This is a genomic window from Shewanella sp. KCT, assembly GCF_007636505.1.
In the GTDB taxonomy this organism is placed as follows: Bacteria; Pseudomonadota; Gammaproteobacteria; order Enterobacterales; family Shewanellaceae; genus Shewanella; species Shewanella halotolerans.
On record NZ_LVDJ01000017.1, the window covers coordinates 45,670 to 71,713 of the forward strand.

Annotated in this window: 25 protein-coding genes and 1 pseudogene; all 26 read left to right on the plus strand. The window is 53.3% G+C overall.

The features are described 5' to 3' along the window. The first annotated feature begins 16 nt into the window (after positions 1-16). Positions 17-1,390 carry a flagellar filament capping protein FliD gene (gene fliD, locus AYI87_RS18825; protein ID WP_144204200.1) on the plus strand — a complete coding sequence of 458 codons (1,374 nt, stop codon included), beginning with the start codon at positions 17-19 and terminating at the stop codon, positions 1,388-1,390. A 27-nt stretch (positions 1,391-1,417) separates the two neighbouring features. Next, on the plus strand, positions 1,418-1,738 hold the full coding sequence (locus AYI87_RS18830) for a hypothetical protein (protein ID WP_144204201.1): 321 nt from the start codon (positions 1,418-1,420) through the stop codon (positions 1,736-1,738). A gap of 6 nt (positions 1,739-1,744) precedes the next feature. Continuing rightward, complete coding sequence (gene fliS, locus AYI87_RS18835; protein ID WP_144204202.1) at positions 1,745-2,155, plus strand: flagellar export chaperone FliS; 411 nt, start codon at positions 1,745-1,747, stop codon at positions 2,153-2,155. A gap of 266 nt (positions 2,156-2,421) precedes the next feature. Then, positions 2,422-3,855: a sigma-54 dependent transcriptional regulator gene (locus tag AYI87_RS18840; protein WP_144204203.1), complete on the plus strand. Its 1,434-nt coding sequence runs from the start codon at positions 2,422-2,424 to the stop codon at positions 3,853-3,855. Positions 3,856-4,077: 222 nt separating this feature from the next. Next, entirely contained in the window at positions 4,078-5,100 is a 1,023-nt protein-coding gene (locus AYI87_RS18845; RefSeq protein WP_409928982.1) for a sensor histidine kinase, read from the plus strand. After that, entirely contained in the window at positions 5,093-6,436 is a 1,344-nt protein-coding gene (locus tag AYI87_RS18850) for a sigma-54-dependent transcriptional regulator (protein WP_144204205.1), read from the plus strand. The genes AYI87_RS18845 and AYI87_RS18850 overlap by 8 nt, the downstream gene beginning before the upstream one ends. A gap of 199 nt (positions 6,437-6,635) precedes the next feature. Next, positions 6,636-6,968 carry a flagellar hook-basal body complex protein FliE gene (fliE, locus tag AYI87_RS18855; RefSeq protein ID WP_011865166.1) on the plus strand — a complete coding sequence of 111 codons (333 nt, stop codon included), beginning with the start codon at positions 6,636-6,638 and terminating at the stop codon, positions 6,966-6,968. A gap of 58 nt (positions 6,969-7,026) precedes the next feature. Continuing rightward, entirely contained in the window at positions 7,027-8,724 is a 1,698-nt protein-coding gene (fliF, locus tag AYI87_RS18860) for a flagellar basal-body MS-ring/collar protein FliF (RefSeq protein ID WP_186300674.1), read from the plus strand. Next, entirely contained in the window at positions 8,717-9,760 is a 1,044-nt protein-coding gene (fliG, locus tag AYI87_RS18865) for a flagellar motor switch protein FliG (RefSeq protein WP_011865168.1), read from the plus strand. The genes fliF and fliG overlap by 8 nt, the downstream gene beginning before the upstream one ends. Further along, positions 9,760-10,794, plus strand: a complete 1,035-nt coding sequence (gene fliH, locus AYI87_RS18870) for a flagellar assembly protein FliH (protein WP_144204207.1) — start codon at positions 9,760-9,762, stop codon at positions 10,792-10,794. Before fliG ends, fliH begins: the two co-directional genes overlap by 1 nt. Further along, positions 10,766-12,106 (plus strand): flagellar protein export ATPase FliI, encoded by a 1,341-nt coding sequence (gene fliI / locus AYI87_RS18875; protein ID WP_144204208.1) that lies wholly within the window; start codon positions 10,766-10,768, stop codon positions 12,104-12,106. The genes fliH and fliI overlap by 29 nt, the downstream gene beginning before the upstream one ends. A 29-nt stretch (positions 12,107-12,135) precedes the next feature. After that, on the plus strand, positions 12,136-12,582 hold the full coding sequence (gene fliJ / locus AYI87_RS18880; RefSeq protein WP_011865171.1) for a flagellar export protein FliJ: 447 nt from the start codon (positions 12,136-12,138) through the stop codon (positions 12,580-12,582). A 390-nt stretch (positions 12,583-12,972) separates the two neighbouring features. Continuing rightward, on the plus strand, positions 12,973-14,670 hold the full coding sequence (locus AYI87_RS18885; protein WP_260865186.1) for a flagellar hook-length control protein FliK: 1,698 nt from the start codon (positions 12,973-12,975) through the stop codon (positions 14,668-14,670). 98 nt (positions 14,671-14,768) lie between these two features. Next, a complete protein-coding gene (gene fliL / locus AYI87_RS18890; protein ID WP_144204209.1) occupies positions 14,769-15,290 on the plus strand; it encodes a flagellar basal body-associated protein FliL in 522 nt (173 codons plus the stop codon). Positions 15,291-15,332: 42 nt separating this feature from the next. Continuing rightward, a complete protein-coding gene (fliM, locus tag AYI87_RS18895) occupies positions 15,333-16,358 on the plus strand; it encodes a flagellar motor switch protein FliM (RefSeq protein ID WP_011865174.1) in 1,026 nt (341 codons plus the stop codon). A gap of 25 nt (positions 16,359-16,383) precedes the next feature. Further along, positions 16,384-16,767, plus strand: coding sequence for a flagellar motor switch protein FliN (fliN, locus tag AYI87_RS18900; protein WP_011865175.1), 384 nt, complete (start codon positions 16,384-16,386; stop codon positions 16,765-16,767). Between the two features lie 27 nt (positions 16,768-16,794). Beyond that, complete coding sequence (gene fliO / locus AYI87_RS18905; protein WP_398351595.1) at positions 16,795-17,154, plus strand: flagellar biosynthetic protein FliO; 360 nt, start codon at positions 16,795-16,797, stop codon at positions 17,152-17,154. Positions 17,155-17,165: 11 nt separating this feature from the next. Then, positions 17,166-17,918: a flagellar type III secretion system pore protein FliP gene (gene fliP, locus AYI87_RS18910; RefSeq protein WP_144204215.1), complete on the plus strand. Its 753-nt coding sequence runs from the start codon at positions 17,166-17,168 to the stop codon at positions 17,916-17,918. Positions 17,919-17,926: 8 nt separating this feature from the next. After that, positions 17,927-18,196, plus strand: coding sequence for a flagellar biosynthesis protein FliQ (fliQ, locus tag AYI87_RS18915; protein WP_011865178.1), 270 nt, complete (start codon positions 17,927-17,929; stop codon positions 18,194-18,196). A gap of 42 nt (positions 18,197-18,238) precedes the next feature. Beyond that, positions 18,239-19,036 carry a flagellar biosynthetic protein FliR gene (fliR, locus tag AYI87_RS18920; RefSeq protein ID WP_144204210.1) on the plus strand — a complete coding sequence of 266 codons (798 nt, stop codon included), beginning with the start codon at positions 18,239-18,241 and terminating at the stop codon, positions 19,034-19,036. Beyond that, positions 19,036-20,169, plus strand: coding sequence for a flagellar biosynthesis protein FlhB (gene flhB, locus AYI87_RS18925; protein WP_144204211.1), 1,134 nt, complete (start codon positions 19,036-19,038; stop codon positions 20,167-20,169). Before fliR ends, flhB begins: the two co-directional genes overlap by 1 nt. Before the next feature lie 152 nt (positions 20,170-20,321). Continuing rightward, complete coding sequence (flhA, locus tag AYI87_RS18930; protein ID WP_144204212.1) at positions 20,322-22,421, plus strand: flagellar biosynthesis protein FlhA; 2,100 nt, start codon at positions 20,322-20,324, stop codon at positions 22,419-22,421. 11 nt (positions 22,422-22,432) lie between these two features. Next, complete coding sequence (gene flhF, locus AYI87_RS18935) at positions 22,433-23,863, plus strand: flagellar biosynthesis protein FlhF (RefSeq protein WP_144204213.1); 1,431 nt, start codon at positions 22,433-22,435, stop codon at positions 23,861-23,863. Positions 23,864-23,867: 4 nt separating this feature from the next. Further along, a complete protein-coding gene (locus tag AYI87_RS18940; RefSeq protein ID WP_041406542.1) occupies positions 23,868-24,749 on the plus strand; it encodes a MinD/ParA family protein in 882 nt (293 codons plus the stop codon). Then, positions 24,742-25,461, plus strand: coding sequence for an RNA polymerase sigma factor FliA (locus AYI87_RS18945; protein ID WP_011865184.1), 720 nt, complete (start codon positions 24,742-24,744; stop codon positions 25,459-25,461). The genes AYI87_RS18940 and AYI87_RS18945 overlap by 8 nt, the downstream gene beginning before the upstream one ends. 42 nt (positions 25,462-25,503) lie before the next feature. After that, positions 25,504-25,698, plus strand: a pseudogene (locus AYI87_RS18950) (response regulator); the annotation flags it as partial. Positions 25,699-26,044: the final 346 nt, after the last annotated feature.

Here is a 26,044-nt window from a genome sequence, read left to right on the forward strand (position 1 = left end):
TTGAGTAGAGGTAGTTATGGCATTAACGGCAACAGGCATAGGTTCAGGGCTTGATATCAACACGATTGTGGGGGTGCTGGTTGATGCTGAGAAGGTGCCTAAAGAAGCGATCTTTAATAAGACAGAAGACACAATCGATGCGAAAGTCTCGGCCATGGGCTCGCTAAAGAGTGCTCTGTCAAAGTTTCAGGATGCCCTTGAAAAACTCAAAGATGGCAGCAGTCTAAATCAACGTCAGGTTTCAACCGGTGACAGCAGCTTCTTTACGGCCACTGCCGATAAAAATGCGCAGACGGGTAGCTATAACATAGTCGTTGAGCAACTCGCCCAGCGTCACAAGGTGGCAGGGGCCTTCACGGCCGATGCCAGTGCAGCAGTAGGTGAGGGCAGTCTCGGCTTTACCGTAAATGGTCAGAGTTTCTCTGTCGATGTGGCCGCAGGCGACTCGCTGTCAGCCATTGCAGACAAGATTAACAGTGCCGACGACAATGTCGGGGTTACCGCAACGATAGTCACTACCGATGGTGGCAGTCGTCTGGTGATCAGTTCCGATACCGAAGGGCCGGATAATAACATCAGCGTAACTGCAAGCGATACCTCTGGTACAGGTCTTAGCGACATGTTTGGCGTAGGAAATCTGAGCGAAGTGCAGGCCGCCAAAGAGTCAATCGTCTACATTGATGGCCAGAAGCTACAGTCGCAAACCAACGAAATTAAAAATGCGATTGCCGGTGTGACCCTTAATCTTACCGACGCCGATCTTAATAAGACCTCAGTGCTTAAGATAGAACTCGATGAAGATGCGGTAAAAGAGAATGTTCAGGGTTTTGTCGACGCCTATAACAACCTGATGAGCACCATAGACAAGGTCTCTTCCTACGACGCAGAGAAAGAGAAAGCCTCTGCGCTTCAGGGGGATTCGATGATACGCTCAATTGAGTCTCAGATGCGTAATATGATCTCAAATCGTGTTGATCTTGGTGGTGGACAGTCGGTTGCCCTCTATGACATAGGTATAGAGGCAGATCGCTACGGCAAGCTGTCGGTTAATAGCACTAAGCTTGATAAAGCCATCAGTGAAGATATGAGTAGCATCGAGGGCTTGTTTGCGACAGATACCACAGGTTTGGCCAACAGATTGGACACCTTAGTTGAAGGTTATGTTAAGAGTGGTGGCCTGATCGATTCTCGTAATAATGCCTATACCGCCGATAAGAAACGCTTGGATGATCAGAGAGAAGCTTTTTCTTTGAAGATGGAACAATTACAAGCCCGTCTGTTCAAGCAGTTTAATGCGATGGATCTGGTTGTGGGTAAATTGAATCAACAGTCAGCAGGTATAGTTAACGGACTGAACTCGCTGCCAGGTGTTGTTTCTCAGAAGGGCTAATCGAGAGTGTTGTAAGAAGGAAGTGTATTGGAGCCTTTAGATAAGCTAAACGAACAAATTACCCAGGTCATGCGGCGTCTGGAACAGCTACCTGCCGAACAGGAAGACGCGGATGAGTTGGTATCGAACTTGCTAGACTTGGTTGGCAAGCGTCAACTTTTACTCGACGAGGTGCTCGCCTCACCTAAAGAGGAAGACAGAGCCCTATTGCAGACTCAGCTGGAATTAACCAGCAGCTTTACAACACAGGCGGTAAGCCTGTTAAAGCATCGTCAAGAGTTACTGCATGTCGGACGTAAGAGTCAACGCCAACTTAATGTTTATAAGTCTATAGATGCAGAAAGGTAGGTTTTTATGAGAAAGTCACTGCAGTCATATCGCAAGGTGTCATTAGAGAGCGAGATTTCAGTCGCTTCACCACACAGAATTATCCAGATGATGTTTGAAGGTGCGCTGCAACGATTGGCCCAGAGTCGTTATGCAATAGAAAACAATGATATAGAAAATAAAGGTATCTATATCGGCAAGGCCATAGGCATTATCACTGGGCTTAACAACAGTTTGAATATGGAAGCAGGTGGCGAGATCGCCAGTAACCTTAGCGACCTCTATGATTTCATGTTGCGTAAGATCTCCGAGGCCAACATGAATAACGATGTAAAGGCCATCGATGATGTGAGCGAGATCATCCGAACCATCAAGGAAGGGTGGGACGCGATTCCACAAAATGAACACCATTTAGCATCACACACAGAGGCAATTTAATCGCCTCGACTATCTTTCTGAACAACAACTTTTTGTCAGGCGTCAAATGATTGGCGCCCGATGCTTGATACGTTGAGAATTTGCTCTAAAATCAGATGAGTTTGTCAGAAAATGAATCTGATACTTGCTAATGTGCTGCTGATAATACACTATTCCGTGTGATAGTCATTTTTTGGAAAACTGGATTAAAACGATTATCTCGCTTTCGAAGCAACTAACACTAATAATTAATGCGAATAACACTGAGTGCTTTACGGCCTTCTTAAATGATGCATACAGATCAACGAATTCTACTTGTCGGTAATCAGTCAGAGCGAATTAATCGCTTATCTTGTGTTTTTGAGTTTCTTGGTGAGCAGGTCGAGTTGCTTGCCGTCGATAAACTCGAATCTCGAATGTCGAATACCCGCTATAGAGCACTTGTGATTGCACAAGAGGCGCAAAACAAGACCCTGTTGCAATCTATCGCCACCTCTATGCCTTGGCAGCCAATCTTGTTGTTGGGCTCTAATGGCGATGTGTCGGCAGGCAATGTGTTGGGGTGTATCGAAGAGCCGTTAAATTATCCTCAATTGACCGAGCTGCTGCATTTTTGCCAAGTGTTTGTGCAGGCTAAGCGTCCAGATATTCCTACCAGTGGTAACCAGACAAAACTGTTTCGCAGCCTAGTGGGCCGCAGTGAAGGGATCGCCCAGGTGCGTCACCTGATCAATCAGGTCGCGGGTTCAGATGCTACTGTCTTAGTCTTAGGCCAGTCCGGTACAGGCAAAGAGGTGGTTGCTCGCAATATCCACTATATTTCCGAACGTCGTGATGGACCTTTCATCCCGGTGAACTGTGGCGCCATCCCGCCAGAACTACTCGAGAGTGAGCTGTTCGGTCATGAGAAGGGCTCATTTACCGGCGCGATCAGTGCCCGTAAGGGACGTTTCGAGCTTGCCGAAGGGGGAACCCTGTTCCTCGATGAGATAGGTGACATGCCTTTGCAGATGCAGGTGAAACTGCTGCGTGTATTGCAAGAGCGCGTCTTCGAGCGTGTCGGTGGCAGCAAGCCTATTCACACCAATGTGCGTGTCATCGCGGCGACCCACAGAGAGCTTGAAACTATGATCGCCAACGGCGAGTTTCGCGAAGATCTCTTCTATCGTCTCAATGTGTTTCCCGTAGAGATGCCGGCCCTTTGCGAGCGCAAAGACGATATCCCACTCTTGCTGCAAGAGTTAGTAAGCCGCGTCTATAACGAGGGGCGTGGCAAGGTGCGTTTTACTCAGCGTGCGATTGAGTCACTCAAGGAACATAGCTGGTCGGGTAACGTGCGTGAACTCTCTAACCTGGTCGAGCGTCTGACGATCCTCTATCCGGGTGGCTTGGTCGACGTTAATGACCTGCCACTTAAATATCGTCATATCGATGTGCCTGAATATCAGGTTCAGGTCAGTGAAGAGGAGCTGGAACGCGATGCGCTGGCCTCTATCTTCAGCGATGAGGTAGCGGTCGATATTCCCGAGAGCCGTTTCCCTAGTGAACTGCCACCAGAAGGGGTGAACCTTAAGGACCTGTTGGCCGAGCTTGAGATCGATATGATTCGCCAGGCACTGGATCAACAAGATAATGTGGTGGCACGCGCCGCAGAAATGCTTGGCATCCGCCGTACCACACTGGTTGAGAAGATGCGCAAGTATGGCATGAGCAAAGATTAACTCCTGCTCGCCGCACGCCATAAACAAGGGCCCATTTCTGGGCCTTTGTCGTATCTGACTCATAATTCTCTGTTAATTCTGACTTTTTGTTAGCTTTTTTAATTGGCATGTTACCTGCATTGGCCTGTTTAGCAGCAAATTATTGACGGAGTGGTTATGGCCGCGAATCCAAAGGTGGCATATACAGCGCAGGCGCAGGTAACATTGGCTCCTTCCCAAGTCATGGGTGGTGAGGTGGCAAACGATGCCATCTCCAGCCGCATGGAACATATACTCCAGGCCATGCCATCGGGTGTAGTGATCCTCAATGGTGATGGTGTGGTGACAGATGCTAATCCCGTTGCCGTGCAATTGCTAGGGCAGCCCCTGGCGGGCATGCGCTGGTTACAGGTGATCAACCGTGCCTTTTCGCCCCAAGATGACGACGGTCATGAGGTCTCGTTGAAGAACGGTCGTCGGGTTAAGCTGGCGATTACGCCGCTAACGCCCGAGCCTGGTCAGCTAATCGTCTTGACCGACTTGACCGAAACCCGTCTGCTGCAGAAGAATCTCTCACATCTGCAACGCCTCTCGGCCTTAGGTAAGATGGTGGCCAGCCTTGCCCACCAGGTGCGAACACCTTTGTCGGCGGCCCTACTCTACGCCGCGAACCTGGGGAGCCCTAAGCTGACCCAGGCCTCAAGGGAGCGTTTTCAGGGCAAGCTTATCGACAGACTCAACGAACTGTCGCAACAGGTGGATGACATGTTGCTGATGGCCAAGGGGCGTCAGCAGGAATTGACCGAAGTTTGCAACATGCGGCAGGTGATGAGTAGCGTGATGGCCAACTGCGAACCTATCGCCGAGCGTAAGGGTTGCCAACTGCATCTTAAGCTAGACACTCACTTGCGCTTTAAGGCTAATCCGGCGGCGCTCAGCTCGGCGATCAACAATCTTGTTATGAACAGTATCGAGGCCGGGGCCAGTCAGATCTGGCTTAATGCCCAAGACGAGGCAGGGACTGTCGCCTTCGAGGTAGTCGACAACGGTAAGGGGCTCGATGCCAACATGCAGGAGAAGGTGTTAGAGCCTTTCTTCACCACTAAGGCCCAAGGGACTGGTCTGGGCTTAGCGGTAGTGCAGACGGTTGTGGCAAATCATCAGGGCCGCTTGCAACTCAATTGTATCGCGGGAAAGGGATGTCGCGCCTCGTTTAACCTGCCGGTTGTTTCGGCCGATTCTGGGCTGGAGGTAAGCCATGGCTGAAGCCAAGATATTACTCGTTGAAGATGATGCGGCGCTGCGCGAAGCCCTAGTCGATACCTTGTTGCTGGCGCAGTATGAATGTGTCGATGTGGAATCGGCCGAGGCGGCCATCGTCGCGCTCAAGGGCCAGGAATTCGACATGGTGATCAGCGACGTGCAGATGGAGGGGATAGGCGGCCTAGGGCTGGTGAACTATCTTCAGCAGCATAACGCCCAGGTGCCCATCTTATTGATGACGGCTTTTGCCACCATAGACAGTGCAGTAAGCGCCATTAAACTCGGCGCGGTGGACTATCTTGCGAAACCCTTCGCGCCAGAGGTCCTGCTCAACCAGGTGTCTCGTTATCTCAAACCTAAGCTTATCGAAGATCAACCTGTGGTGGCCGATGAGCGCAGCCTGGCGCTCCTGGCGCTGGCACAGAAGGTGGCTCAGTCCGATGCTTCCGTGATGATCATGGGGCCGAGTGGCTCGGGTAAAGAGGTGCTTGCCCGCTATATTCATCAACACAGCCAGCGTGCCAGCGAGCCGTTTGTGGCAATCAACTGTGCGGCAATTCCTGAAAACATGCTCGAAGCCACACTGTTTGGCTACGAGAAGGGGGCCTTTACCGGGGCCTATCAGGCCTGTCCCGGTAAGTTTGAACAGGCTCAGGGCGGCACCTTGCTGCTCGATGAGATCTCCGAGATGGATCTGGGGCTGCAAGCTAAGCTGCTCAGGGTATTACAGGAACGGGAAGTCGAGCGACTCGGCGGCCGTAAGACGATCAAACTCGATGTGCGAGTGCTGGCGACCTCTAACCGTGACCTTAAGGCGATGGCGACCAAAGGCGCTTTTAGGGAAGATCTCTATTATCGCATCAATGTGTTCCCGCTGACTTGGCCGGCGCTGCATCAACGCCCGGCGGATATCTTGCCACTTGCTAGACACCTGGTGTTGCGTCATGCCAAGGCTGCCGGTTTAGTTGTGGCGCCAAGCCTGGACGATCAGGCAAGCAGGCGTCTATTGGGCCACAGGTGGCCGGGCAACGTGCGAGAGCTGGACAACGTGGTTCAGCGCGCCCTGATCTTACAGTCAGGCGACACCATCTGCGCCAAGGATATCGTCATCGATACTCAGGATGTGATGCTGGAGTCCACCTTTGAGAGTGAAAAGATCGCCGAGCCCGAGGGGCTGGGGGATGAGCTCAAGGCACAGGAACATGTGATCATCCTAGAGACCCTCAATCAGTGTAACGGCAGCCGCAAGCAGGTAGCCGAAAAGCTGGGGATCAGCGCCCGCACCCTGAGATATAAGATGGCGCGTATGCGCGACATGGGCATTCAGATCCCTGCCTGATAGGCGTAACCGTTTTGGTCTATTTGCGTTAGTGAAGGAAGCAAACCGTTGCTTTAGAGCCAGCATATCTCACCTGAACTCTTTGAAGCCGACACCCAATAATCTGGGTTTGTCGGCTTTTTCTATTTTTGGCAAACATATTGCATTGGTCTGAATAAGAATAGATTTCGTCAATTTCACGACGATAGCGGAGGCCAAGATGCAGATAGGTGCCAATTCATTACTGCAAGAGATGCAGACACTCACGGGCGAAATTAAGCCTAATGGGATCACGCCTAATATCACCCAGCAGGTGGCGAACACCAGTGGTAGCGACTTTGGTAGCCTCTTGTCTGAAGCTGTGGGCAATGTCAATGCGCTGCAGGCCACCTCATCTTCGCTGCAGACACGTCTGGATATGGGCGATACCCGGGTGACCCTGTCAGATACTGTGATCGCCAGAGAGAAGGCCAGCGTGGCATTCGAGGCCACCGTTCAGGTGCGCAACAAGCTGGTGGAAGCCTACAAAGAGATCATGAGTATGCCTGTCTAGGCATGGACTCCCTAAAGATTAAGAAAGATAACGGCAGGTATTTATCGTGAGCACAGATATGGTAGTCGGAACTGGCGCTGGCACAACACAGGATATGTTGGCAGGCGGCGTACAAGAAGAACATAAGCCAAGCGGCGGTATGTTTGGCGGTGTCGACATGCTCAGACAGATCACCATGATCCTGGCGTTGGCTATCTGTCTGGCGTTGGCCGTCTTCGTCATGTTGTGGGCCCAGGAGCCCGAATACCGCCCTCTGGGTAAGATGGATACCCAGGAGATGGTGCAGGTCCTTGATGTGCTGGACAAGAACAAGGTCAACTATCAGATCGATGTCGACGTGCTTAAGGTGCCGGAAGATCAGTACCAAGACGTTAAGATGATGCTGAGCCGCGCCGGTATCGATAATTCACCTAACCGTGACGATTACCTCTCTAAAGACAGCGGCTTTGGCGTGAGCCAACGCATGGAGGCCGCCAGACTCAAAAACAGTCAGGAGCAAAACCTGGCGCGCACCATCGAAGAGTTAAAGAGCGTCAGTCGCGCCAAGGTGATCCTGGCCATTCCTAAAGAGAACGTGTTTGCCCGTAATCGCTCCAAGCCAAGCGCGACCGTGGTGGTTAATACCCGCCGTGGCGGTCTGGGTCAGGAGGAGGTCGATTCCATCGTAGATATCGTTGCCTCGGCGGTGCACGGTCTCGAGCCGACTCGGGTTACTGTGACCGACGCTAACGGTCGCCTGCTAAACTCAGGCAGTCAAACTGCAGGTTCGGCCAGAGCCAGACGCGAGCTCGAGCTGGTGCAGCAGAAAGAAGCCGAATACCGCAGCAAGATTGAATCGATTCTGATGCCGATTCTGGGGCCGGAAAACTTTACCGCCCAGGTCGACGTGAACATGGACTTCACCTCGGTCGAGCAGACCGCCAAGCGTTATAACCCGGATCTGCCCGCGGTGCGCAGCGAGATGACGGTTGAGAATAACTCTACCGGCGCCAGCACAGGTGGCATCGCCGGTGCGCTGAGCAACCAGCCGCCGATGGAAGCCAATATTCCTCAGCAGGCCACCGGCACTAGCACTCAGGAGCAGACCCTGCCGGGTTCCAGCCACAAGGAGGCGACCCGTAACTATGAGCTAGACACCACCATCAGCCATACCCGCCAGCAGGTGGGGGTGGTCAGACGGGTTAGCGTGTCGGTGGCGGTCGATTTCAAGACGGGACCTGCCGGTGAAGACGGTCAGGTGACCCGGGTCGCTCGCACAGAGCAGGAGCTGAGCAACATTCGCCGCCTGCTAGAAGGGGCCGTAGGTTTCAATACCCAACGCGGCGACATGATAGAGGTGGTCACAGTTCCCTTCATGGATCAACTGGTGGAAGAGGCGCCGGCGCTGGCCATCTACGAGGAGCCTTGGTTCTGGCGAGCCATCAAGCTGGTGATGGGCGGTCTAATCATCCTGGTGCTTATTCTGTTCGTGGTGCGCCCTATGCTCAAGCGCCTTATCTACCCAGATGGTCAGAAGATGCCGGATGCGCCATCTTTGGGTGATGAGTTAGCGGAGATTGAGGATCAGTATGCCGCCGATACCCTTGGCATGCTCAATCGTCCCGATGCGGAATACAGCTACGCCGATGATGGGTCAATTTTGATACCGGATCTGCATAAAGACGATGATATGATAAAGGCCATACGTGCATTGGTGGCCAACGAGCCTGAGTTGTCTACGCAAGTCGTCAAGGGATGGTTACAAGAAAATGAGTAAAGACAAAGAGATCGACACAGCTAACGGTGAGTTCAATACCAAAGATCTGACCGGTATCGAGAAGACAGCCATCCTGCTACTCAGCCTTAGCGAAGCCGACGCCGCGTCAATCTTAAAACACCTCGAGCCTAAGCAGGTGCAAAAGGTGGGTATGGCCATGGCGGCCATGAAAGACTTCGGCCAAAACAAGGTGATAGGCGTACACAAGCTGTTTCTGGAGGAGGTACAGAAATACTCCTCCATCGGCTTTAACAGCGAAGAGTTCGTGCGTAATGCCCTAACCGCCGCCCTGGGTGAAGATAAGGCGGGTAATCTTATCGAGCAGATCATCATGGGTGGTGGTGCAAAGGGCCTAGAGTCACTCAAGTGGATGGACGCCCGTCAGGTGGCCACCATCATTCAGAACGAACACCCGCAGATCCAGACGATTGTGCTCTCCTATCTCGAGCCGGATCAGGCCGCCGAAATTTTTGCTCAGGCACCGGAAAATACCCGTCTCGACTTGATGATGCGTATCGCCAACCTCGAAGAGGTACAACCGGCGGCGCTGCAAGAGCTTAACGACATCATGGAGAAACAGTTTGCCGGTCAGGGCGGCGCACAGGCAGCGAAGATGGGCGGCCTGAAGGCAGCGGCCAACATCATGAACTACCTGGATACTGGCGTCGAAAGCCAGCTGATGGAGACGCTGCGCGAGACCGACGAAGAGATGGCGCAGCAGATCCAAGATCTGATGTTTGTCTTCGAAAACCTGGCAGATGTCGACGACATGGGTATTCAAACCTTGCTGCGTGAAGTGCAGCAGGATGTGTTGATGAAGGCCCTCAAGGGGGCAGACGATCAACTCAAAGAGAAGATCCTCGGCAACATGTCCAAGCGTGCTGCCGAGCTGCTTAAAGACGATCTCGAGGCCATGGGGCCAATACGGATCAGCGAAGTGGAAGTGGCTCAGAAGGAGATCCTCTCTATTGCTCGTCGCTTAAGCGATGCCGGTGAGATCATTCTAGGTGGTAGCGGCGGAGAAGAGTTCCTCTAATGACCATGTCTGGTGACAAGAAGCCCCAAGAGGGGCAAGGCGTACAAAGCACACAAGCCGATTTTAGCCATTGGCAGCTGCCCGATGTAACCCCTGTGGTGAATGAGCCCAAGGAGAACATGTTCGGCCGCATCGCCCCGCAAAAGGCGGCCAAGGCGGTCGATGAGCCCGTGATGCCCCCCACCCTGGAAGAGATCGAGTCGATCCGCGCCGAGGCCGAGGCCGAAGGCTTCGCTCAGGGCCAGGAAGCCGGTATGGCTAAGGGCTTGGAAGAGGGCCGACTGAAAGGCCTGGAGCAGGGCCACGAGGAGGGCTATCGTCAAGGACAGGCTCAGGGTATGGAGGCTGGCCTCGCCGAGGCAAAACAGACGATTGCGCAATTTGAAGCCCTGATGCAGCAGCTATCAATGCCGCTCTCCCTGCTTGACACCGAAATAGAACAAGCCCTGGTGCAGCTCAGCATGACCCTGGCTAAGGCGGTGATCGGCCACGAGCTCAAGACACATCCCGAACATATTCTCGCCGCCCTGCGCCAAGGGGTCGACGCCCTACCGCTGAAAGAGCAGGGGGCGCATCTGCGTCTACATCCAGAGGATCTCGCTATCGTCGAGCGACTCTATGAAAGCGCGCAGCTCACAAAAAATCATTGGGAGTTAGAGGCAGACCCGACCTTGAGCCGCGGCGAGTGTATCGTAAGCAACAGCCGTAGCCGGGTGGATATGGGGCTGGAGCATCGCATCAAGGCGGTGTTCGATAAGCTTATCGCCAGCGAGCAGCGCCTCGAGCAGCAAAGGCTACAACAGATAGCTGCCATGGAGAAGGTCCCCGAGCATCAAGACCAAAACCAAAACCAAAACCAAAACCAAGACCAAGACGACGCTGCACAAGCGGGCCTCGAAACAGATAGTCTGGCAAGCGAGCCGCAACAAACGCAAGCAGTTGACGCATCGCAAGTCGCGCCGAGCGAACAGATTGCACCAGAAGCACCGCAAGAGACGAGCCCAGATGAAGACACGTCAAAACCGGCTTCTTGATAAGTTAAGGCAGCATACCCAGGCGGTCGCCCCTTTTATGCCGGAGGCCTCGGGCCAGCTGGTGCGCGTGGTGGGTCTCACCCTGGAGGCTACCGGTTGCAAGGCGCCCGTGGGCAGTCTGTGTAGCATAGCCACCATGGCAGGAGATCTGATCGCCGAGGTGATAGGCTTCGATGACAAGCTACTCTATTTGATGCCCATCGAGGAGCTAAGCGGCGTAATGCCAGGTGCCAAGGTAACGCCGCTGGGTGAGCAGACAGGGCTGAATGTCGGCATGGGCCTGCTTGGCCGCGTGCTCGATGGCAATGGTGCGCCGATTGACGGCTTGGGGCAGCTGCATACCGATCAGAAAGCCACTCGCCATGCCACCATGTTAAATCCCTTGGCGCGCCGCGCCATCAGTGAACCTTTGGATGTGGGGGTGCGCGCCATCAACGCCATGTTGACTGTAGGTAAGGGACAACGTATGGGCCTGTTTGCCGGTTCGGGTGTGGGTAAGAGTGTGCTGCTGGGCATGATGACCCGGGGCACAACGGCCGATGTGATCGTGGTTGGTCTGGTCGGTGAGCGTGGCCGCGAAGTGAAAGAGTTTATCGAGGAGATCTTGGGCGCCGAGGGACGTGCCCGCAGCGTGGTGGTGGCGGCGCCCGCCGATACCTCGCCGCTGATGCGTCTTCGAGCCTGTGAGACCTCGACCCGTATCGCCGAGTATTTTCGCGATCTGGGTTATAACGTATTGCTGCTGATGGATAGCCTGACCCGTTACGCCCAGGCCCAGCGTGAGATCGCCCTGGCCGTCGGTGAGCCGCCGGCCACCAAGGGCTATCCGCCCTCTGTGTTTGCCAAGCTGCCTAAACTGGTGGAGCGCGCTGGCAACGGCGGCGCTGGCCAGGGCTCAATTACCGCCTTCTATACCGTGCTGACCGAGGGGGATGACCTGCAGGATCCGATCGCGGATGCGGCGCGGGCGATCCTCGATGGTCATATCGTCTTATCGCGGGCATTAGCCGATTCGGGTCATTACCCGGCCATCGATGTCGAGGCCTCTATCAGTCGTGTGGCACCTATGGTGATCAGTGATGCTCATCTGGAGGCGACACGCCGGGTGAAGCAGATGTATTCTCTTTACCAACAGAACCGCGACCTTATCTCTATCGGTGCCTATACTCAGGGGAGTGACCCTCGTATCGATAACGCCATAAGGCTGCAGCCAGCCATGAATGCCTTCTTGCGCCAGACCATGAAGGAAGCCATCAGCTTCGATTCCAGCGCCTTGATGCTGGGGCAATTGAGCGCCCAGTGTCAGGTCTAGCCTGAATTTTATCGGAGAGCGTAACGGCCATGGCAAAGCATGATCCCTTAGAGACAGTACTCAAGTTAGCCCTCGACGCCGAGGAGGCCGCAGCGACTCAGCTAAGAGGCGTACAGCTGACGCTCAACAAGTGCCGCCAGCAGCTCGATGCCCTGCAGCAGTATCGTCTCGATTACATGAAACAGATGGAGGCGCAACAGGGGCAAGTGATTGCCGCCAGCAGCTACCATCAGTTTCATCAGTTTATCCGTCAGATAGATGAGGCGATCGAGAAGCAGGTCTTCGCCGTGTCGGAGACGGATAAGCAGCGTCAGAAGGCTCAGCAGTATTGGCAGGGTAAGCAACAAAAGCGTAAGGCGGTCGAGCTGTTACTCGCGCATAAAGCCGAAGCAAAACAAAAGTTTGAGGCCAAACAGGAACAGAAGATGATCGACGAGTTTGCTTCGCAACAATTTTTCCGCCAGTCTACCCGATAGCCTTAAGCTATATATGTGTGTAGAGGCTGGCGCCTCTTTATTGTTCTCAAAACCATTCTACCGTCTCGCCACTTTTTTCAAGTCAAATTGTAATACCAATCACCGGTAGGTAAGTGATCAGAAGTAGCGTAGGACAAACGCTCGAGAACAAGGCATGATCTTTCGATAAGTAGTTATTTTACAATCAAAAATAATAACGCCGTTATCGGGCATTTTAACAAGCTAGCATGATCAGCTATTTACTAGGATTGGTATAATTAACTTGGCATTTTTATTGCTAGATATTGAGTAGTAAGGGCCAATGAGTCCAAAGCTTAGCGAATAATTGACGCTCGGGTGGCACGTGACATTGTCGTGCCCTAGATGAGCGTTGGAGGAAGCATGCCACAGATGACCCAAATACTCCTATCTAATGTCGAGCCCGGCAAAGAGAAGGGCGGGGTGTTGCCCAGCGCATCAGATGCGAAATCGACCGCAGAGTTTAAGTCAGAAAACAAAGGTTTTTCAGAGGCTTTGGCTAAGGCGAGCGGTCAGGGTGAGGTGAACTCACAGGCAAAAACGCGCCCGCAGTCCCAGGTCGAAAACACGGCTCAACGCGATAACACTGCTAATGCCGATGCTAAGCAGGAGAAGGCGCCCACGCAGAACAAAGAGAGCGACGATGTCTCCAACGTGCTGGCGCAGATCCATCTGGCGAACAAGCTGGGGGATGAGGCGGAGATTGCCGCCGACGGCGTCATTTTGCCGCCGGGTGACGCTGATGGTGAATCATCTGCCGACAATGAGCTGTTTCCTACCTTTGTAAAAGGGGCTAAAGATAAGGTCGATACCGAAAAAGCGGCCTTAGAGGGCATAGATAAGCTGCTTAAACCCGGCGCCGGAGATGATCATATCTTACCTGTCATCAATCCAAATGGCCTGGGGAGCGAGGCGATATTGGCTCAGCTTCCCGAAAATGCTTTAAGTGAGGTGATGGCGCAAACCGGTTTGTCCAAGGATGAGCTGACGGCCTTACCGCCGCAGATGCTAGAAGGGCTTATACATGGCATAGCGGGTAAGAATAAGTCTGGAAATGGTGAGCCTGGTCAAGCCGAGGCGCTAGAGAGTGATGCTGCCAAGCTGGCGGCACTTATTAATGACGCCAAGCAATGTCTCTCGGCCATGGCGAGTCAGTCGCAGACGAACCTAGCAACATCTAAAGTTGAGCCTTCACAAGGCGCAGGCGGGGCCAGTCAGGCGGGACTAAATCAGGTTGGGTTAAATCAGATTGAGTTTAGTCAAGCAGGCCTAACCTCGGCCAATAACGCGAGCGGCGTGAATGGTGCCGTTAATGAGAAGGGCGCGAAAGTCATATTGGGTGAAGCCAAGGTTGGTGAAGCAAAGTTTAGTGAGCATAAGCTAGCAGACGGCAAGCTTGCCGCCGAGCAGGCACAAAATGGCGAGTTGAAGATGACCTCGGCCGCGGAGGGCCGCGACGGCAAAGCTGCGCAGGAGCTGCTGAAGGGGGCTAGCCTAGCGGTGACCATGTCGCCAAAGGCCGGTGAAATGCCTGATGCCGCAGCAGATACTAAGCTAAACGCCTTATCGCTGCAGGGCTTGCAAGGCGCAAGAAATGAGGCCCTCCCGCAATATCAAGTCTCTATCAAGCCTCAGGGCGAACCTGTGACACAGATGCAGGAGATGATCCATAAGTTCTCGCCCGTGATGCGTCAGCAGCTGGTGGCCATGGTGAGCCAAGGCGTACAGCAGGCCGAGATTCGTCTGGATCCGCCGGAGCTTGGCCACATGATGGTTCGAGTTCAGGTGCAGGGTGACCAGACCCAGGTGCAATTTCATGTGACCCAGACTCAGACGCGGGATCTGGTTGAGCAGGCCATTCCACGTCTGCGGGAGCTACTGGCCGAGCAGGGGATGCAGCTGACCGACAGCAACGTCTCTCAAGGCGGTAAAGAGCAGGGCGGCAATGGCGAGCAAGGCGAGGGAGTGGGCCATGGTCTGTCTGAGATGGATGAAATTTCGGCAGAAGAGAGCCTGTTAGTGTCGAATAACACAACAAGTTATCGTTCGGGTATAGATTATTACGCGTAAGCAGGTAACCTATAGGTTGGTATGATTGCCCAATCGTTTGATATGCGCTAAAAATCATGACGATGCTGAGTGTGAGCCGAGTGTGATAGGGATAAGAGATGGCGGAAGAAGAATCGTTAGAACTTGAAGAGAATGTAGAGCCTAAGAGCAAGAAGAAGCTCATTATCTTTGCGGCCATTGGTGCACTCTTGGTGGTCTTGCTGGGCGTGGGTGCCTGGTTGTTGCTGTCGGGCGATGAGCCGAGTGATGAGACCATGGCCGAAGGGGAGCAAACCGAGCAGAGCGAGCCGGCAAACAGCCGTGAAGCCTTCTATGTGGGGATGCCGAGACCCTTCCTGTTTAACCTGCCTGGGCAGAATCGCTCCCGTCTGGTGGAGATCAAGGTGCAGCTCATGGTGCGTGGCTCTGACGATGACGTCTTGATCAAGAAGCATATTCCGCTTATCGAGGATGCGCTGCTGACCACCTTTAGTAGCGCCGATGTGCAGAAGCTCAGCTCCCTTGCCGGTAAGGATGAGCTGCGCCAGTTGGCCCTGCTGAATGTGCAAAATACCCTGCAACCTGTGACCGGACGTAAAGTGGTTGAAAAGGTGCTGTTTACCGGCTTCGTGATGCAGTAATGCCGGTGATTTATAAGCTAACAAGTATGATAGGACGATATTGTGAGTGATCTATTAAGCCAAGACGAAATTGATGCGCTACTTCATGGTGTCGACGACGTCGAAGAGGAAGAGGTGAGTGACGCGCTCGATGCGCGCGCCTATGACTTTTCATCGCAAGATCGTATCGTCCGTGGTCGTATGCCGACCCTGGAGATCGTCAACGAGCGTTTTGCCCGCCACTTGAGGATCAGCATGTTTAACATGATGCGCCGCGCGGCCGAGGTGTCGATCAACGGCGTGCAGATGCTCAAGTTTGGCGAATATGTCCACACCCTGTTTGTACCGACAAGCCTGAATATGGTGCGTTTCAGTCCCTTGAAGGGGACTGCGCTGATCACCATGGAAGCCCGTCTGGTGTTTATCCTGGTGGATAACTTCTTCGGCGGCGACGGTCGTTTTCACGCCAAGATCGAAGGGCGGGAATTTACTCCCACCGAACGGCGTATCGTGCAGCTGCTTTTGAAGATCATCTTCGAAGATTATAAGGAAGCCTGGGCGCCTGTGATGGATGTCGAGTTCGATTATCTCGACTCCGAGGTGAACCCGGCGATGGCCAATATCGTCAGCCCGACCGAGGTGGTGGTGGTGAGCTCTTTCCACATCGAGGTGGACGGTGGCGGCGGTGATTTCCATATCACCATGCCATATTCGATGATCGAGCCGATTCGTGAACTGCTTGATGCCGGGGTACAGAGCGATACTCAAGATACCGATATGCGATGGTCTCAGGCCCTGAAGGATGAGATCATGGACGTCGAGGTGGGCCTGGATGCCACCATAGTCGAGAAAGAGATCTCGCTGAAGGATGTGATGGGCTTTAAGGCCGGCGACATTATTCCGGTGGAGATGCCCGAATATATCGTGCTGCGGGTCGAGGACCTGCCCACCTATCGCTGTAAGCTGGGGCGTTCGCGTGAGAATCTGGCCCTGAATATCCGGGAGAAGATCCCACGGCCCGAGACGGTAAAGACTGAGCTACAACTTGTGACTAAGAAGAGTAAGTCTCGGGATCTCAACAATATTTAATGGAATGCGTTTAAGGTAGAAATCAATGAGCACAGAAGATACAGGTGACGATTGGGCCGCAGCCATGGCCGAACAGGCGCTGGAGGAGGCTCAGGCGGTCGAACTCGACGAGCTGGCCGATAGCTCAAAGCCGCTGACCGAAGAGGAAGCGGCCAAACTCGATACCATCATGGATATTCCTGTGACCATCTCCATGGAGGTGGGCCGCAGCTTCATCAATATTCGTAACCTGCTGCAGCTCAACCAGGGATCTGTGGTGGAGCTTGACCGGGTGGCCGGTGAGCCGCTGGATGTGATGGTAAACGGTACCCTCATCGCCCACGGTGAAGTGGTGGTGGTCAACGACAAGTTTGGTATTCGTCTCACCGACGTTATCAGCCAAACCGAGCGTATTAAGAAACTCAAATAAGGAAGGCCTATGGGGATCTCATCCTTGATGGCCGTTGCGGCCGCCGCGACGACTACTCAGGTAACCGGTGAGCGAGAGTCGGCATTGGCCACCATGACCAATATGCTGGGTGGCTTACTGGTGGTGATCGCCTTGATCTTCCTGCTCGCCTACCTGGTCAAGCGCCTCAAGCTTGTGCCCAGTTCCCATGGCGTGCTTAAGACTCTGGCGGTCACGCCGCTGGGGCAGAGAGAGAAGATGGTGTTGGTCGAGGTCGATGGCCAACAATACCTGCTGGGGGTCACGCCGCAGCAGGTTTCGCTTATCGATAAACTCGATACCCCTATCACCATAGAACAGGACTCCTTTGCCAGCCGTCTGCGTCAGGCAAAGTCATCACAGTCATGAACCCAATAAAAATCATGAAACGGATCTTGACCCCACTCTTGCTACTTCTGGCCGTGATGGCGCCGCAACTGGCACTGGCCCAGGATGGGATTCTCCCCGCGGTAACTGTCACCACAGGCGCCGATGGCTCGACCCAATATTCGGTGACCATGCAGATATTGCTGCTGATGACGGCGCTGAGTTTTCTGCCCGCCATGGTCATCATGCTGACCTCGTTTACCCGCATCATAGTGGTGCTGTCGATTCTGCGCCAGGCGATCGGCCTGCAGCAGACGCCGTCGAATCAGGTGCTGATCGGCATGAGTCTGTTTATGACCTTCTTCATCATGGCGCCCGTGTTCGACAAGATCTACGACCAGGCGGTCAAGCCCTATATCGACGAGACCATGACCATAGAGCAGGCCTATGACAAGGGCAAGGAGCCGCTGCGGGCCTTTATGTTGGCCCAGACCCGGCTCACGGATTTGGAGACCTTTGTCGAGATCTCTGGCTATCAGAATATTCAATCTCCGGAAGATGCGCCCATGAGCGTGCTGATCCCGGCCTTTATCACCAGTGAACTCAAGACTGCCTTCCAGATAGGCTTCATGTTGTTTGTGCCCTTCCTGGTGCTTGATCTCGTGGTGGCCAGTATCCTGATGGCCATGGGTATGATGATGCTGTCGCCGATGATCGTCTCCTTGCCCTTTAAGATCATGTTGTTTGTGTTGGTGGATGGCTGGAGCCTGGTGATGGGCACCCTGGCCAACAGTTTTGGGATCTAGGAGCCGTTATGACACCCGAAGCCCTCATCGACATCTTTCGTGAAGCCCTATCGGTTATCGTGACCATAGTGTCGATGATCATCGTGCCCGGGCTGGTGGTCGGTCTGGTGGTGGCTGTGTTTCAGGCGGCGACCTCGATTAACGAGCAGACCCTGAGCTTCCTGCCGCGTCTGTTAACCACACTCTTCGCCCTGATGATCTTAGGCCATCTGCTGGTTCAGACCATGATGGAGTTTTTCTTGCAGATGGTGAATCTTATCCCCCAGGTGGTGGGCTAGCCATGAAGCGCCGCGCCCGTCCGGCTATCGAGCGTCGCTGAGATGGAGATCTTGCTATCGACAATCATGCAGACGCTGTCGGCCTATATGTGGCCGCTGTTTCGAGTGTCGAGCATGTTGATGGTGATGGCGGTATTTGGCGCCAATACCACACCGACTCGGGTGCGCCTGCTGCTCTCGGTGGCAATCACCTTCGCCATCGCTCCCATGTTGCCGGTCAATACCGAGGTCGAGCTATTTTCATTAGGCGCCGTGTTCGTGACCGTGCAGCAGATCTTGATTGGCGTCGCCATGGGCTTTGTTACCCTACTTATCATGCAGACCTTCGTGTTGACCGGGCAGATCATTGGCATGCAGACCAGCTTAGGTTTCGCCTCCATGGTGGACCCCGGATCAGGCCAGCAGACCCCGGTTATCGGTAACTTCTTCTTACTGCTGACCACCATGATCTTCCTGGCGGTGGATGGTCATCTGGTGATGATCCGCATGTTGGTGGCCAGCTTCGATACCATTCCCGTGTCTATGCAAGGAATAAGCATCGCCAGCTATCGGCGTCTGGCGGACTGGGGCGCCTATATGTTCGGCGCGGCGCTGACCATGTCTATTTCGGCGATTGTGGCGCTCTTGCTGATCAACCTCTCTTTCGGGGTGATGACCCGCGCCTCGCCGCAGCTTAACATCTTCGCCATCGGTTTCCCCGTGACCATGGTAAGTGGTTTGATTATTCTCTGGTTGACCTTGACGCCTATCATGGCGCATTTCGACGAGGTCTGGCGTTCGGCCCAGTTGTTGCTGTGCGATCTGGTGCAGCTGCAATGTAGCACTGCTGGGAGCTTCTGATGGCCGATAACGATACCAGTCAGGAGAAGACCGAAGAGGCGACCCCCAGGCGACGCGAACAGGCGCGAGAGAAGGGGCAGGTCGCCCGATCTAAGGAGCTGGGCACCTCTGCTGTGTTGATGTCGGCGGCGGTGGGATTTGCCGTCATAGGGCCGAGCTTGGGCCAGTCGTTGATGAGCGTGATGACGAACCTGTTTACCATAAGCAGGCAGGAGATCTACGACACCAATAGTCTGTTCAATATCTGGATGATGGTCTTCAAGGAGCTGGCGATCCCTATGGCCAGCTTTGTGCTGTTTCTTGCCTTCGTTGCTTTTCTGGGTAACGTGGTGCTCGGCGGGATCACCTTCTCCGCTAAGGCGTTCATGCCTAAGGGCAATAAGATGAACCCCATTAGCGGCTTTAAGCGTATGTTCGGGGTGCAGGCCCTGGTGGAGTTGACCAAGGGGATCGCCAAGTTCTCCGTGGTGGCCCTGATGGCTTATCTTTTGCTCAGCTACTATTTCACCGATATTCTTACCCTGTCCCAGGGGCATTTGCCGGGCAACGTCTATAACGCGCTGGATCTGCTGGTGTGGATGTTTATCGTGCTCTGCTCCTCTACCGTGATTATCGTGGTGATCGATGTGCCGTTTCAGATCTGGAACCATAACAAACAGCTGAGGATGACCAAGCAGGAGATCAAGGATGAGTACAAGGACACCGAGGGGCAGCCGGAAATGAAAGGCCGGGTGCGTCAGATGCAGCGTGAGATGGCGCAGCGGCGTATGATGGCAGAGGTGCCCAATGCCGACGTTATCGTCGTCAACCCAGAACATTACGCCGTGGCGGTGAAGTATGATGTGACCAAGGCTGCCGCGCCCTATGTGCTTGCCAAAGGGGTGGATGATGTCGCCTTTAAGATTCGTGAGATCGCCCGCGAGCATGATGTCGCTATCGTCTCGGCGCCGCCACTGGCCAGGGCCATCTATCACACCACTAAGATAGATCAGGAGATCCCGGAGGGGCTGTTTACCGCCGTGGCCCAGGTACTGGCCTATGTGTTTCAGCTGCGTCAGTATCAGCAAAAAGGTGGTAAGCGTCCGACACCTATCCCTATTAATCAGCCTATCCCAGATGAGCTAAAATACTAACGCTTTAAGCTGGTTAACTCTTAATTTGCGTCTGTACTGTTTGATATTTGTTCGTTTGTTATCCGCTCGAGTCGCTGCGAACTAAGCCGGCCTTAAGTTGGCGTACTTTTTGCTGAATCCTTGCTAGATGTCAAAGTTCAGGCGCTAGATTGATGGATTTGAAAGCAACGCTCGGTCAGATAAAACAGGTAAAACCCGCCAATTTTAAAGGGATAGGTACGCCCATATTGGTGCTTGCGGCGCTGGCGATGATCGTCTTGCCCATGCCAGCCTTCCTGCTGGATATCCTGTTCTCTTTTAATATCGCCTTGGCCCTGGTGGTCTTGCTAGTGGCCATCTATACCGACCGCCCCCTGGATTTTGCTGCCTTTCCCACTGTGCTGCTGGTTGCTACCTTGCTGCGTCTGGCGCTTAACGTCGCCTCGACCCGTATCGTCTTGCTCGAGGGGCACAACGGTGGCGACGCTGCCGGTAAGGTGATTGAGGCCTTCGGCTCTGTGGTGATTGGCGGTAACTATGCCGTGGGTCTGGTGGTGTTTCTTATCCTGATCATCATCAACTTCGCCGTGGTCACCAAGGGGGCCGGACGTATCTCTGAGGTGAGTGCTCGCTTTACCCTGGATGCCATGCCAGGTAAACAGATGGCAATCGACGCCGACCTTAACGCCGGGATCCTTAATCAGGATCAGGCCCGTATTCGCCGCGCCGAAGTAACCAAGGAAGCCGATTTCTACGGTGCGATGGATGGTGCCTCCAAGTTTGTAAAAGGGGATGCCATCGCCGGCATCATGATTCTGGTGATCAACATCCTGGGCGGCTTCGTCATAGGTATGGCGCAGCATGGGCTGGACTTCTCCTCTGCGGTCGAGATCTACACTCTGTTGACAATCGGTGACGGCCTGGTGGCGCAGATCCCTGGCCTCTTGCTCTCCATCGCGGCGGCCTTGATGGTGACCCGTCAGAATGAATCTGGCGACATGGGACAGATGGTGATGAGCCAGATGTTCGACAACCCTAAGTCGCTGGCTATCGCCGCGGGCGTCCTGCTGACTATGGGCATAGTGCCTGGCATGCCGCATTTCGCTTTTCTCAGCTTTGGCCTGATCACCGCGGGCGGTGCCTATTTTCTGCATCGTAAGAAAGATCTCGACAGACAACGCGCCTTGGAGATCGCTAAGACCTCACCTGCGACTCCCGGCGATGCCAAGCCTAAAGAGCTTAGCTGGGATGATGTGCAGCAGGTGGACACCATTGGTCTGGAGGTGGGCTATCGTCTGATCCCGCTGGTGGATAAGGGCCAGGGTGGTGAGCTGCTGGGACGTATCAAGGGCGTGCGTAAGAAGCTCTCCCAAGAGCTGGGCTTCTTGGTGCCCGCCGTGCATATTCGCGATAATCTAGATCTCGCGCCAAACACCTATCGTATCTCCCTGATGGGCGTGGCCTCTGGTGAGGCGGATATTCGTCACGATTGTGAACTGGCCATCAACCCAGGTCAGGTCTACGGCAAACTTGATGGTGTCGAGACCACAGATCCCGCCTTCGGCTTGGAAGCTGTGTGGATCGCCCCTGAGCTCAGAGAACATGCTCAGACGCTAGGTTATACCGTGGTGGATGCCGCCACCGTAGTGGCGACTCACCTGAGTCAGCTGTTAACCAATAACGCCTCCAAGTTGCTGGGCTACGAAGAGGTGCAGCAGCTGATGGATATGCTGGCCAAGCATTCGCCTAAGCTGGTCAGTGGCTTCATTCCCGATGTCTTGCCGCTGGGCACTGTGGTCAAGGTGATGCAGAACCTGCTTAACGAAGGCGTGTCGATCCGCGACCTGAAAACCATAGTTCAGACGCTACTCGAGTACGGGCCTAAGAGTAACGATACGGAGGTGCTTACCGCCGCGGTACGTATTGCACTTAAACGCATGATTGTTCAAGAAATAAGCGGCCCAGAGCCGGAAATTCCTGTCATTACTTTGGCGCCTGAATTGGAACAGATGTTGCATCAGTCTATGCAGGCAACGGGAGGCGAGGGGCCGAATATCGAACCTAGCCTTGCCGAGAGGATGCAAAAGTCGTTACTCGACGCATCCCAGCGTCAGGAGATGGTGGGCCAACCAGCCATCCTACTGACATCGGGTATGTTACGTTCGACGCTGTCGCGTTTTGTTAAACATACGATTCCAAATCTGCGGGTGATCTCTTACCAAGAGGTGCCTGATGAGAAACAAATTCGCATCGTATCAGCGGTCGGCCAGTAGAGGGTATTTAAGTGAAAATAAAACGTTTTTTGGCAAAAGATATGCGCTCTGCATTGGCCCAGGTGAAAGAGACATTAGGTTCGGATGCGGTGATCATGTCGAACAAGAAAGTTACCGGCGGTATCGAGATCGTCGCGGCGGTCGACTACGACGAACCTAAGCCTAGCGCGGCGAAGTCGAGCGATACGGCGCCTCTATCACCTAGCTTTCTCGACCTTGCCGAGGAGAAGGTCTCTATCGGTCGTCAACCTATCAAGGCAGAGTCAAAAAAACAGCCATCACCCGTGGCCGATTCGCTGCAGGCTCTGCTCGAGCGTCAACAAAATCGCGTCAGTCAGCAGCTAAGCCAATCGAATGAAGCACTCGAGATGCCTGCCTGGGCCCAGGGATTGAAGGCGCCAAGCGATGAGATGGCAGCGCCTAATATGCATGGCAGCATGCAGGCTAATCCCCATGCCAACACACATGAGAGCCAGAATTTTAACCGTGCAAAGCGCGATAAGAGCGCGCCGGCCGGCTGCGAACTCGAGTCTATGCGTGAGGAGCTGGCATCACTTCGCAACCTACTGACACATCAAGTGACCTCACTGCTGACCGAGCAGAAGAGTCGTCTGGATCCAGTCGGCGCCATGCTAGAGAGTCGCCTGCTGGACGCCGAGTTTAGCCCTGAGGTCGCCGCCAAGTTATCGGCCTTGAGCGAGCATTATGTGCCGGCGGATCTGGTGAAGGCCTTACCACGCAGCTTGGCGAACATGCTCGACAACCAAGGGGACGACATCGTTCGTCAGGGCGGTGTGGTCGCCTTTGTCGGCCCAACTGGTGTGGGTAAGACGACGAGTGTCGCAAAATTAGCCGCTCGATTCGCCGCACAGCATGGTTCAGATCAAGTTGCACTCATTACTACCGATCATTATCGCATTGGAGCCTATGAGCAGCTGGCAACCTATGGCAAAATAATGGGGTGCCCGGTCAAGCAAGCTCATGATCTCAATGAGTTGGAACAAATTCTTTATCAGTTCCGCAATCGCAAGCTAGTATTGATAGATACGGCGGGCATGGGACAGAGAGATGTGAGATTGTTCCAGCAACTTGATAATTTAACTGCAAATAGCAGATTACCTATTCGCAGTTATCTGGTACTGTCATCTACAAGTCAAAGAAGAGTGCTTGAAGATGCCGTCGCGCAGTTTACCCGGATTCCATTATCCGGTGCGATTTTGACCAAATTAGATGAATCAGTGGCCTTGGCACCGGCGTTGAGTGTGTTGATTCAAAGTGGATTACCTTTGAGTTATGTCACCGATGGACAAAGAGTGCCAGAAGATATGCAAGTAGCCGACACCTTAGCCTTAGCCAACAAGGCTTTGTCGGTACTCGAAAAGAAAGTGCAACCAATACAGAATAACGAAAGGTCATATGAACAGGCCTACGCATTTGAGTAATATAATGAGTCGGGATCAAGCAAGCGGTTTACGTATGATGAATCAACCATATAACGAAAAAGTAAAAGTAATTGCCGTAACCGGTGGTAAGGGTGGCGTAGGTAAAACCAGCGTATCGATCAATACCGCCGTCTCCCTGGCCGAGAAGGGCAAGCGTGTGCTTGTGCTCGATGCCGACTTGGGGCTAGCCAACGTCGATGTCATGTTGGGCCTGAGAGCCGAGCGCAATCTCTCCCACGTATTATCTGGAGACGCCGACCTTGACGATATTATCGTACGCGGTCCAAAGGGGATTGGCATTATTCCAGCCACTTCTGGCACCCAGGCCATGGTCGAGCTGACACCGGCCCAGCATGCGGGCCTGATCCGTGCCTTCAGCGAGATGAAGACCCAGTTTGATATCCTGGTGGTCGATACCGCGGCAGGCATCTCAGACATGGTGCTCAGCTTCTCTCGCGCTTCTCAAGATGTGTTGGTTGTGGTGTGCGACGAGCCGACCTCTATTACCGATGCCTATGCTTTGATTAAGATTCTTAGCCGTGAGCACGGTGTATTCAGATTTAAGATTGTGGCAAATATGGTCAGAAGTTTGCGAGAAGGGATGGAGTTGTTTGCTAAACTTAGCAAGGTAACCGACCGTTTTCTCGACGTGGCCCTGGAGCTGGTTGCGACTATCCCCTTCGATGAAAACCTTCGCAAATCAGTTCGTAAACAAAAATTGATCGTCGAGGCATTTCCTAAGTCGCCGGCGTCAATTGCTTACCATGGCCTGGCGAATAAGATTATTAGCTGGCCAGTGCCACAACAACCGGGCGGACACCTGGAGTTCTTTGTAGAGCGATTGGTTCAACGTCCCGAATATCAAGAGGATCGTACGAGTGAGTAAAGCCGCTGCGTATACTTGTTTAGATAACAAAGCTTCTATTGTCGAACAGTATGCACCGTTGGTAAAAAGGATTGCTCACCATTTACTCGCTCGTCTACCCGCCTCGGTGCAATTGGATGATCTGTTACAAGCAGGTATGATGGGCCTGCTCGAAGCCTCGGCCAAGTTCGATGGCAGCAAGGGCGCCAAGTTTGAAACCTTCGCCGGTATCCGTATTCGCGGCTCTATGCTCGACGAGATCCGCCGTGGAGACTGGGTACCCAGGTCGGTTCACCGTAATCAGCGACGCATAGCACAGGTGATTGACGAGCTAGAACAAGAACTTGGACGTGACGCAAAAGACAATGAAATTGCGGATCGACTTGATATGACGCTCGATGAGTACCATCATATTCTTAATGATGTTTCTGTCGGGAAAGTAGTTGGAATTGAAGATCTTGGTGTATCGGTCGATGTAGTAAGACAGGAAGACGATCATCAGGACGACGCATTTGAGTCACTGGCAGAGACACAGTTCCACGAGGCCCTCGTCGAGGCGATTAAATTACTGCCAGAAAGAGATGGATTAGTTTTGTCGTTATATTATGACGAAGCATTAAATTTAAAAGAGATCGGTGCCGTACTTGATGTCAGCGAATCCCGAGTTAGCCAGATACACAGCCAGGCGATGCTCAGACTCAAAGCTAAACTCAAGCATTGGACCAAAATATAACGATTACATGAGCAATATAAAAACAGCTCCGCGGAGGAAACCTTGGACAAGAATATGAAGATTCTCGTTGTTGACGACTTCTCAACAATGAGACGCATCATCAAGAACTTGTTGAGAGACTTGGGTTTTAATAACACTCAGGAAGCAGATGACGGTTCGACTGCCTTGCCTATGTTGCAAAAAGGCGATTTTGACTTTGTCGTGACCGATTGGAATATGCCTGGCATGCAGGGTGTAGCGCGCCGCTTGATTTTGAAAATGGGAACGGTTGGTTTTGAATACGGTCGCGGGTCGCAGGGTTTTGAAAATCTAAGTTCGGAAGGTTTTGAACCACCTTTAAACCTCCCTTAACACTCGTTGAAAATCGCGCAACCTAGATACCCCTGCTACTTGTATCGAACTCAAACTTCTGATTTAATCAATTTCATTGATGTTGGCTCAAGTCCTGATGTCAATATTCCTCGCATCCATTGATGCTAAAATATTTCAGAAATACCCTTAATTTTTAACTGCTTGGCCGCATCCATTGATGCTTAAATATCACGCCACATAAGGCATCTGTTTGCCGGTTGCGCGTCTGACA